The organism is Ruminococcus sp. FC2018, from assembly GCF_000621805.1.
In the GTDB taxonomy this organism is placed as follows: Bacteria; Bacillota; Clostridia; order Oscillospirales; family Ruminococcaceae; genus Hominimerdicola.
The window spans coordinates 41,005-50,653 of the sequence record NZ_JHXH01000016.1 but is presented as its reverse complement, the minus strand read 5'-3'; the positions used below and the strand labels follow the sequence as shown (position 1 = coordinate 50,653).

At 48.4% G+C, this 9,649-nt stretch carries 7 protein-coding genes; all 7 read left to right on the top strand.

Features of this window, described 5'->3' with window-relative positions; translation table 11 throughout:
* The first annotated feature begins 444 nt into the window (after positions 1 to 444).
* The 7 genes from T494_RS0110330 (at position 445) to T494_RS14215 (ending at position 9,522) form a co-directional block, all read left to right on the top strand.
* A complete protein-coding gene (locus tag T494_RS0110330) occupies positions 445 to 2,808 on the top strand; it encodes a homocysteine S-methyltransferase family protein (RefSeq protein ID WP_028506230.1) in 2,364 nt (787 codons plus the stop codon).
* Between the two features lie 130 nt (positions 2,809 to 2,938).
* Positions 2,939 to 3,568, top strand: coding sequence for a DUF4430 domain-containing protein (locus tag T494_RS0110325; RefSeq protein WP_028506229.1), 630 nt, complete (start codon positions 2,939 to 2,941; stop codon positions 3,566 to 3,568).
* Positions 3,568 to 4,425 (top strand): energy-coupling factor transporter transmembrane component T, encoded by an 858-nt coding sequence (locus T494_RS0110320; protein ID WP_028506228.1) that lies wholly within the window; start codon positions 3,568 to 3,570, stop codon positions 4,423 to 4,425. The genes T494_RS0110325 and T494_RS0110320 overlap by 1 nt, the downstream gene beginning before the upstream one ends.
* Positions 4,398 to 6,035 (top strand): ABC transporter ATP-binding protein, encoded by a 1,638-nt coding sequence (locus tag T494_RS12990; RefSeq protein WP_051540352.1) that lies wholly within the window; start codon positions 4,398 to 4,400, stop codon positions 6,033 to 6,035. The genes T494_RS0110320 and T494_RS12990 overlap by 28 nt, the downstream gene beginning before the upstream one ends.
* Positions 6,032 to 6,748, top strand: coding sequence for an ECF transporter S component (locus T494_RS12985; RefSeq protein ID WP_051540350.1), 717 nt, complete (start codon positions 6,032 to 6,034; stop codon positions 6,746 to 6,748). The genes T494_RS12990 and T494_RS12985 overlap by 4 nt, the downstream gene beginning before the upstream one ends.
* Positions 6,749 to 6,984: 236 nt before the next feature.
* The gene (locus tag T494_RS0110305; protein ID WP_028506227.1) at positions 6,985 to 7,668 is read left to right on the top strand and encodes a hypothetical protein; all 684 of its coding nucleotides are present in this window, start codon (positions 6,985 to 6,987) and stop codon (positions 7,666 to 7,668) included.
* 291 nt (positions 7,669 to 7,959) lie between these two features.
* On the top strand, positions 7,960 to 9,522 hold the full coding sequence (locus T494_RS14215) for an HD-GYP domain-containing protein (protein ID WP_242836433.1): 1,563 nt from the start codon (positions 7,960 to 7,962) through the stop codon (positions 9,520 to 9,522).
* The last annotated feature ends 127 nt before the right edge of the window (positions 9,523 to 9,649 follow it).

Sequence of the window (9,649 nt, the reverse complement as noted above, 5' to 3'; positions counted from 1 at the left end):
ATCCTGTTCCGATTGTCCCTATAATAAAACCTGTAAAATGCGAAAACCATAACATAAATCAGAATTTGCCGCCGCGGCGGCACGCTTGTCCGTCGCATATCGGTTTGAGCAGGCAACGGCTTTCGTGCCGCTCCGGGCTTTCACTTTGTGATAACTGTACAAGAGTAGAGCTGTGTTGTGCAAACCTCGGTAAATCCGCATTTGTTGAGGTATACCTGTCAAGCAACTGTGGGTATTCTCTTGGGAGCGTTTTTTCTCAAACTCTTTTTCTGAACTCTCTAACACTTTTCAGTGACGGGAGCTTTGCCTCCCGTTGCTGAAAAGTCATTAAAAGGTTTAGGAAGGGGGCCTGGGGGAGAACCCTTCTCCAAAAGGGTTTCCCCCAGCTGCTCGACACGCATACCCCGACAAATTCTGATTTACGATAGACCATAGGAGGTAAAGATGGAGATACAGAGGCTATTAAGAAACGAATACACATATTTAGATGGCGGCATGGGGACCATGCTGCGGCTCAGACCGGGGGAACTGCCTGAGCGGCTCAATCTTACGGAGCCCGAGCGAGTAGCGGCGGTACACAAGGCATATGCCCAGGCAGGCTCACAGATAGTTTACGCAAACACGTTCGGAGCAAACCCGATAAAGCTTGCGGGTACGGGTGTTGACCCGGCGGAGAGCATAACTGCAGCCATTGCACTTGCGAAGCAGGCGGTAGGTGAGGACGTATGTGTTGCGCTTGACATCGGACCCACAGGGCAGCTTATGCCGCCTGCGGGACAAATGACCTTTGAGCAAGCGTATGATTCCTTTAAAACCATGTGTCTTGCAGGTGCAAAAGCAGGTGCGGAACTTGTGGTGATCGAAACCATGAGCGATCTGCTTGAAACAAAAGCAGCTCTTCTTGCCGCAAAGGAGAATACCGACCTGCCTGTATTTGTCACCATGACCTTCACCGAAAACGGACGTACTTTTACAGGCTGCCCGATCTCCGCCGCAGCTATTACGCTTGAAGGACTTGGCGCATCAGCCATAGGCATAAACTGCTCCCTTGGTCCCGGGGAGATCCTGCCCATGATAAAAGAGCTTTCAAAGTGGACAAGCCTGCCCCTTATCGCAAAGCCAAACGCAGGTCTGCCCGATCCTGTCACCGGAGAGTATCACCTTACCCCCGACGACTTTGCGGAGTATATGCCCCGGTTTGCACAGTGCGGTGTGCAGATCTTCGGCGGTTGCTGCGGAACGACCCCCGACTTTATCCGAGCAATGCGGGCAAAGCTTGAAAACATAAGGCGAGGGGATCGTGAAAAAGCCTGCCCGGCCGCAGTCTGCTCAGGAACAAAAACTGTGCTGCTTGATATGCCTCGGATCATCGGCGAGCGTATCAACCCCACGGGCAAAAAGCGAATGAAGCAAGCCCTGCTTGACAATGATTTTGACTATATCCGCTCTGAAGCTATATCCCAGACCGATTCGGGAGCTGATATTCTCGATGTTAACGTGGGAACTCCCGGTATCGACGAAGCAGCCGTGCTGCCACAGGCAGTCAACGCTATCCTTGAAGTCACCGACCTTCCCCTGCAGCTTGATTCCTCTTCTGCACAGGCTCTTGAAGCTGCCCTGCGTGTGTATCCGGGTAAACCTATAATAAATTCCGTCAACGGTAAACAGCAGTCCCTTGAAACGGTGCTGCCCCTTGTAAAGCATTACGGTGCAGCTGTGGTAGGATTGACTCTTGACGAGAACGGTATCCCCGAAACAGCACAGCAGCGGTTTGATATTGCAAAGCGTATACTTGAAAAAGCCGTATCCCTTGGGATCCCTGAAAAGGACGTGTTTATCGACTGTCTGACTCTTACTGCCTCCACAGGGGAAACAGGACCGGGACAAACACTTCAGGCAGTACGCCGTGTACGTGAAGAGCTTGGACTTCAAACCGTCCTTGGCGTTTCAAACATAAGCTTCGGACTTCCTAACCGCCCCCTTATCAACCGTAATTTCCTGTGCATGGCTTTGCAAAACGGACTTACCCTGCCAATAATCAATCCCATGGCAGAGGGCATGACCGATACGGTGCGTGCGTTCAGAATGCTGTCAGGCTTTGACCCGGGCTGCCGGAGCTTTATCGCCGCATATCAGGATAGCGCAGGTGCTCCTGTATCCGCTTCACCCGGCAGTGACAGCGCAGCTGATATCACTCTTGAAAGTGCAGTTATCCGTGGTCTGCGACAGGATGCCGCACGGCTCACACAGGATGCCCTCAAAGACCTGCCTGCTCTTGAGGTGGTGGACAATATGCTTATACCCGCCCTTGATAAAGTGGGAGAGGATTACGAAAAAGGCAAGGTCTTCCTCCCCCAGCTCATTCAAGCTGCCACCGCTGCACAAAGTGCCTTCGGCGTTATAAAGCAATCTATGGCTGCAAAGGGCGTTAAAGCGGATAAGGGAAAAATAGTTATTGCCACCGTCCAGGGCGACGTCCACGATATCGGAAAAAATATCGTACGCCTGCTCCTTGAAAACTACGGCTACCAGGTCATCGACCTTGGAAAGGACGTCCCCCCTCAGAAAATAGTGGATACTGCTATCGAAAAGCAGGTCAAGCTGGTGGGGCTTTCTGCCCTTATGACCACCACCGTTGGTGCTATGGAACAAACTATAAAGCTGCTCAACGAACAGTACCCCGGCTGTAAGACCGTGGTAGGCGGCGCAGTGCTTACAGCGGACTATGCCCAAAAGATAGGCGCAGACTGCTATGCCAAGGACGCCAAAGCTACCGTTGACTACGCAAAGACCGTCTATGGCGAGTAGTAAAGCTGCTGAGTAGTCAGTTTGACCAAAAACCTACGGATCCCGTCGGTTTTTCTGTCGCTTTATATATTGACTTATTAATTCAGTGTGATATAATTTAGTTATCACTAACAGTAAGGAGAAATGTGAAATGAAAAAATTATTATCAATGTTAGCCGCAGCAGTCCTTTGTACTGCCTGCCTGGTTTCCTGCGGAGATTCAAGCTCTTCTTCCGACAGCAAAAGCTCATCCACTGCAGGAGCAAGCTCTGTAAGCGAGTCGTCCTCCAACGCCGATGCAGTATCTGCCGCCGATCCATCCTCAGCCGCAGAAAGCTCCTCCTCACAGGACAATAAACAGCAAGCTGTAATGACTATCGACGTTGCCGATATACTTGCAAACTACGATACCCTTGAAAAGGGACTGCAAAGCGAAGAGTTCGTTCCAAAGAGCGGAAAAGTCCTTGACGGCAAAAGCTATGAGATAACCGACGGTATGACCGCCCTTGACCTGCTCAACAAGGCAGCAGAGGATAACAACATCAAGGTGGAGACTAAAAAGACAGAGTACGGTACATATGTCAGCGGTATCAACCACATCAGCGAAGGCTCCTGCGGAAAGACCTCCGGCTGGATGTTCAAGGTAAACGGCACGATCCCCGACGTCGGCGCAGATGCCTGCAAGCTCAAAGCCGGCGATAAAGTGGAGTTCTTCTACGTGTGCGACTATAATAAGCTTTACCCTGCCGATACAGAGACCACTACCCAGAAGGCAGCATAATGTGCTATCTGAAAACATTTGACCCCACAGTGCCCATGACGTATTTTCTATGCGTCATGAGCATTTGTGTATTTACGGTAAATCCGTATCTGCAGGTCTGCGCCCTGACTGGAGGCGTGGTGCTGCTTGTGAGCATTAAAAAGAAAGAGTCGCTGAAGCTTCTTGCCGTCTGCGCTCTGATAATGGCTGTAATGGCTGTCACCAATCCCCTTTTTGTCCACCGAGGCATGACCGAGCTGTTTTATGTGGGCAAACAGCCCTATACCCTTGAAGCACTACTTTACGGGCTCAGCCTTGGATGCTCCATCGCAAGCCTGCTGATATGGTTCGGCGTCTGGAGTGCCCTTATCACACAGGATGAAATACTTGCGGTTTTTGGCAAACGTATGCCCAAGACCGCTCTTGTTATATCTATGATACTTGGCTTTATCCCCAAGCTTCACAGTAAATATACCCGGCTGCTCCATGCCTTTTATGCCGGCGGAGGCACCCGTCGGAAAAGCCTTAAACGCACAGCAATGATATTCACTGCCTGCCTTGCCTATGAGGCTGAACAGGTCATTGATATATCCCTTTCCATGAAAGCCAGAGGCTACGGATCAAAGAGCCGCACCTATTCACAGCGAAGACATTTTCGCAAAAAGGATGCCGCAGCTCTTGCCTTTTCCCTTGCCCTGTGCATCACCTGTTATGTCCTGATCGGAAGCCGGCGGCTGGATTACTGGTACTATCCCCGTCTATCCACCCAAGGCTTTGATGCCCTTGGCGTGGGAAGCTATTTTCTGCTGTGCCTGTCACCAATGTACTATATTATCAAGGAGAAACTGTTATGGAGATACTGTCCTGCAGCAAGCTGAAATTCAGATATAACGGCAGCCGTAACCATACCCTGCACGATGTCACCTTTGATGTGCAGCCATCTCAGGTGGTGCTTGTTGTTGGCAAAACAGGCAGCGGCAAAACTACCCTTTTGAAGCTACTGAAAAAAGAGATCGCTCCCGCAGGAGAGCTTTGCGGCGAAATAAATATAAACGGCAAACCTCAAAATGAACTTTCCCTGCTTGAAAGCACCCGCACCCTGTCCTATATTTCTCAGGATCCCCATACCCAGACTGTCACCCATAAGGTCAGCTCCGAGCTTGCCTTCGGACTGGAGAACCTGGGTACCAACAGCCGTGAAATACTGGGCAGAGTTGGCGAAATGGCAACCTATCTGGGTATCGAGGACATCTATGACCGTCCTATACATAACCTTTCCGGCGGACAAAAACAGCTGTGCTGCCTCTGCTCCGCCCTGGTGCAGTCCCCAAAGATACTCTTGCTTGACGAACCTGCCGCACAGCTTGATCCCATCGGCACAAGCAAGCTGTTTTCTCTGCTTGTGCGGCTCAACAGCGAGCTTGGCATCACCCTGGTCATTGCCGAGCACCGTCCCCGTGAAATATTCCCCTATTGTGATAAGATAATTCTCCTTGAAAACGGCAGAGCAAAGTGTTACGATAAACAAAGCTTTATCGCCGCAGCAGCCGATGACCCTGCACTTCAAGGCTATATCCCGCCCTGTACCAGAACTCTGCTCCCCCTGGGCAAAACCGCCCTTTACGTCAGAGATGCCAAGAATATTCTGGAGCAGACCTTTGACAAAAAGCCGGACAAGCCCACACTTGTCAAACAGGATAAAAATAAGCCCTTGGCATTTAAAGCCAATGACCTCTATTTCAGATATTCCCCAAACGGCAAGGACGTTGTGGACTGCCTTGATGTATGCGTAAAACAAGGAGAATTTTTTGCCGCCGTAGGCTCCAACGGCTGCGGAAAGACCACCATGTTAAAGCTTTTCTGCGGAATACTCAGACCATGGCAGGGCAAGATTACTATCAACGGAAAAAACATCAAAGCATATAAAGGTAATACCCTTTACCGTGAAAATGTAGCCTATATGCCACAGGACCCCTGCGAGCTGTTTGTAAGCCCCACCGTAGGGCAGGAGTTTGAAAACACCTGTAAGTTTATGGGACAAACGGATACCCTTGATGAGCTTGTCCGAACCTTTGATATTGAGCCGCTGCTTGATATGAACCCCTATGACCTGAGCGGGGGAGAAATACAAAAATGCGCCCTGGTCAAACTGCTGCTCACCAAGCCGGAAATACTCTTTCTTGACGAACCGGGCAAAGGGCTTGACCCTGCCGCCAAAGCTCTGCTGGGCAACACACTTACCCGCCTGTGTGAGCAAGGCAAAACCGTTATCATCGCCACCCATGACCTTGACTTTGCCGCCGAGTACGCCCATACCTGTGCATTGTTTTTTGACGGAAAAATACACAGCAAGACTGTGGCAAATGAATTTTTCTCCCACAATAATTTTTATACCACCGATGCAAGCAGGATAGCCCGCAGCGTCTTCCCCGGCGTGACCACCACAGCCGCCCTGGAAAAAGCGGTCAAGGAGAGTGAACGCAGATGAAAGCACGAGTTATAAGCCTTTGCGTTTTCCTCTTGTGTATCCCTGCTGTGTGCGTGACAGGAATGGTATTTTTCAAGGAACGCTCCGTAAGCTTTTCATGTATCAGCGTGGTGATCCTTATGATTGCTGCCTACCTGTATATCTATGAAAAGAAAAGCTCTCCCGCCGCCGAACTGGTTATCATCGCCCTGATGAGCGCCCTCTCTGTGGTTGGAAGGATAGTCTTTGCCTTTCTTCCCTCCCTTAAACCCTGCTCCGCCATAATCATTCTTACAGCCATCTATTTTGGCAGAGAAACAGGCTTTATGGTGGGTGCCTTCACAGCATTGGTCTCTAACTTCTATTTCGGACAAGGAGGCTGGACACCCTTCCAGATGCTTGCCTGGGGGCTTACAGGATACTTTGCAGGTATGCTTGGCAAATGGCTGGTGAAAAACCGTATCCTGCTGCTTGTATACGGAGCGGTGATAGGCGTTTTCTTTTCCCTGCTCATGGACCTTTATACCTGCCTGTGGACGGACGGCAAAATTATATTCTCCCGTTATCTCGCTCTTATCTCCTCTGCCGCCTGGGTCACCGTGACCTATGCGGTCTCAAACGTTATTTTCCTTGCTCTGTTTATGCAGCCCTTAGGCAGGATATTCAAACGACTTCGAGTAAAATACGGCATCGGGACTAATCCCCTTGCAAGTGAAAGCGATACAGAAAAATAAGCACTAAGCGTACATTTTTTCGTACTCTTAGTGCTTTTAATTCTTACAGAAGTTATTTACCTGTCATTATTATTTAAATCAAATTTTAAGTCAGGGGAATATAATCAGTTCAGGCTCAGAAAATCTGCTTTGAGCCCAAAGAGAATAAAAGGGCTTTGGTTGAAAGGAGGCACGTTACCCCCTGGATCTCACAGGGAAAAGCCCGAAAAACGAAACATGAAAGGACAGTGATAACAATGAAGGTTTCAAAAAGAACACTGGCGTGTCTATGCGCATTGATAATGGCAACGTCATCACTCACTGCTTTCAGCGTTACTGCCGCCGAAAGCACTCAGCAGCCTGCCGCTTCAGCACAGACAGATACCGCCAAAACAAAAACGACCAACGTTAAAGTCGGCAAGGTCACAGCCATAAACGGCAGCAGTATTACCGTTGCATTGGGTGAGTTTACCTCCGGTCAGAGCGACGGCGCAAAAACATCATCTGACGACAGTTCAGGCTCTGTAAGCAAGACCAAAGGCAAAAAGAAAACGAGCTCTGACAGCACCGTGTCCGGTTCTGATACAGACTCAAACAGCAAATCATCTGACTCCGCCCGCACCGGAACTTCCGAAAAGAGAGCCCCAAGAAAGCACGGCAGAAAGCATGGCGGTAAAGGCAGCAAAGGTGAATTCACCGAAAACGGCACCACCGTTCAGGCGGATATCACTTCAGAAGTTGCCCTGAAGAAAAAAGGCGAGGCAATTACCGCTTCCGATATAAGCGTGGGCGATATAGTAAAGCTTAAATACGACGAGAATAATAAGCTTGTTAAGGTAAAGGTTTCGTCAAAGCATAAGCACAGCAAATCTTCCGAAGATAAGCAGACAACGGATAACTCCGAGCAGACCGGTAAAGATACCTCTTCCTCACAGGCATAAGATGTATCTTCATGCTTACGGCGTAAATAAAGAATAAGCCGTAATGCTGTTGTGAAAGCTTGAAAGAAAAAAATGCTGACCGTACAATCTTTGTATGGTTGGCATTTTTTATAAATGATCTCACCCCGATCAAATAATACTGCCCCGAAAATTCAATGGTGCTTTATCATGCTTTGAGCTTAAACTAAACAAGAAAAATAATTAAAAAAATTGTTGATAAACCATTTTATTTGTGCTATAATCAAAAACAGCAAAACCATGAAAGTTTCATAACGAAAGCGAGGAGTAGCATTGAAGAACAAACGCCGCCTCAGATTGCAGATACTTGCGCTTGTGATGCTGTTTTATGTTATCGGCACTGTGATCGGTACCATCGCTATGTATTACAGCTCAAGAAACAGCTATCTGAGCGCAAAGAACGACATGATCGAGCGTGATTTTAAATTCGTGAAAGATATGATGGAATTTCCCGAAGTCATGTCATGGTTCTTTGATTACAGCAAAGAACACAGCAGCGAGATAAAAACACCTTCCATAAAAACTGATTATAACTTTTTTGATGATGTCTATACAAAACTCCGTGATAAAAACATAACTATTGACCAGATGATCGCCTCGCTCCCCGAGGAAGAAAAACTGTTCCTTGCCCAGTCAATATATAAAAATATCACGATTTCATTTGACAGCCAGACTAATGTCTTCAAATACGGAGGTATGGTGTGTATAGATATCCGTGAAAAGGATCGTGGGTTTGTTTATTATGAGGCTGCAAAAAATGAGGGCGATAATAACAGCGTCCTTGGAGACAGGTGTAAGCTGGAGCTGAAATCTCACCCCGCTATAAAAAAGATACTTGACGGCGACTATGATACCTACGCCTTTGAAGTTGCACCTGCCGAGTGGGAAAGCGGCAGCAACTATTACATAGGCTATATGCCCCTTGTCTATAACGGAGAGATAAAAGCCGTTATGGCTATCGACTACAACTGGGATTCTTTCCATTCACAGCTTGTGGAGCAGATCTGGTTGATGGCAGGGCTTTTGCTGGGCGGAATGGTCCTGTGCTGCATCATACTGATGATACTTGTCAACCGCCTTGCGATCAAACCCCTTTCAAATGTCCAGCTGACTGTGAGAGAGTATATGAAAAGCAAGGACAGCGAAGCTGCACAGGAGCATCTGAAAAAGATCAAAACTCATAACGAGATAGGTGTGCTGTCTCATGACGTAGGGGCACTTGTGCAGGAGATCACCTCGTACACAGAGAAGATCAAGACCCTCACCACAGAAGTCATGGAAGCACTTGCACGCACGATCGACGCAAAGGACAAATACACCAACGGCCACTCTCTGCGTGTGGCGATGTATTCGATGATGATAGCCTCAGAGCTCGGTATGTCAAAGCAGCAGCAGCTTGACATCTATTATATGGGACTTTTGCACGATATCGGCAAGATAGGCATACCCAATACGATTATCAATAAAACTACAAAGCTTACTGACGAGGAATATGAAATAATCAAAAAGCACCCCATCTACGGATATGATATCCTTTCGCAGATACAAAGTATGCCCGATCTGTCCATAGGCGCACGCTATCATCACGAGCGAGTAGACGGCAAGGGCTACCCCGACGGATTATCAGGCTACGATATACCGTATATGGCAAGAATAATTGCCGTAGCCGACAGCTATGATACAATGACCTCAAACCGCAGCTACAGAAAATATCTGCCTCAGGCGGTGGCACGCAGCGAGATAGAGAAAAACATCGGCACGCAGTTCGATTTAGCACCTGCAACAGCAATGCTTAGCATTATCGACAGAGATACACAGTATATGCTGCACGAATAAAGTGCAGCGGTGACTATTATAATATCCGCTGAACTGTTAGTGACCCATAACAATAAAATATACCCTGCCCGAAACTGATCGAGCAGGGTTTGTTATTGCCACTCATTGTCCCACCTGTGCATCTGCT

Excerpts from the sequence above, each read along its gene's own strand:
- T494_RS0110330 (WP_028506230.1), top strand. The coding sequence starts at position 445 with ATGGAGATACAGAGGCTATTAAGAAACGAATACACATATTTAGATGGC.
- T494_RS0110325 (WP_028506229.1), top strand. The coding sequence starts at position 2,939 with ATGAAAAAATTATTATCAATGTTAGCCGCAGCAGTCCTTTGTACTGCC.
- T494_RS0110320 (WP_028506228.1), top strand. The coding sequence starts at position 3,568 with ATGTGCTATCTGAAAACATTTGACCCCACAGTGCCCATGACGTATTTT.
- T494_RS12990 (WP_051540352.1), top strand. The coding sequence starts at position 4,398 with ATGGAGATACTGTCCTGCAGCAAGCTGAAATTCAGATATAACGGCAGC.
- T494_RS12985 (WP_051540350.1), top strand. The coding sequence starts at position 6,032 with ATGAAAGCACGAGTTATAAGCCTTTGCGTTTTCCTCTTGTGTATCCCT.
- T494_RS0110305 (WP_028506227.1), top strand. The coding sequence starts at position 6,985 with ATGAAGGTTTCAAAAAGAACACTGGCGTGTCTATGCGCATTGATAATG.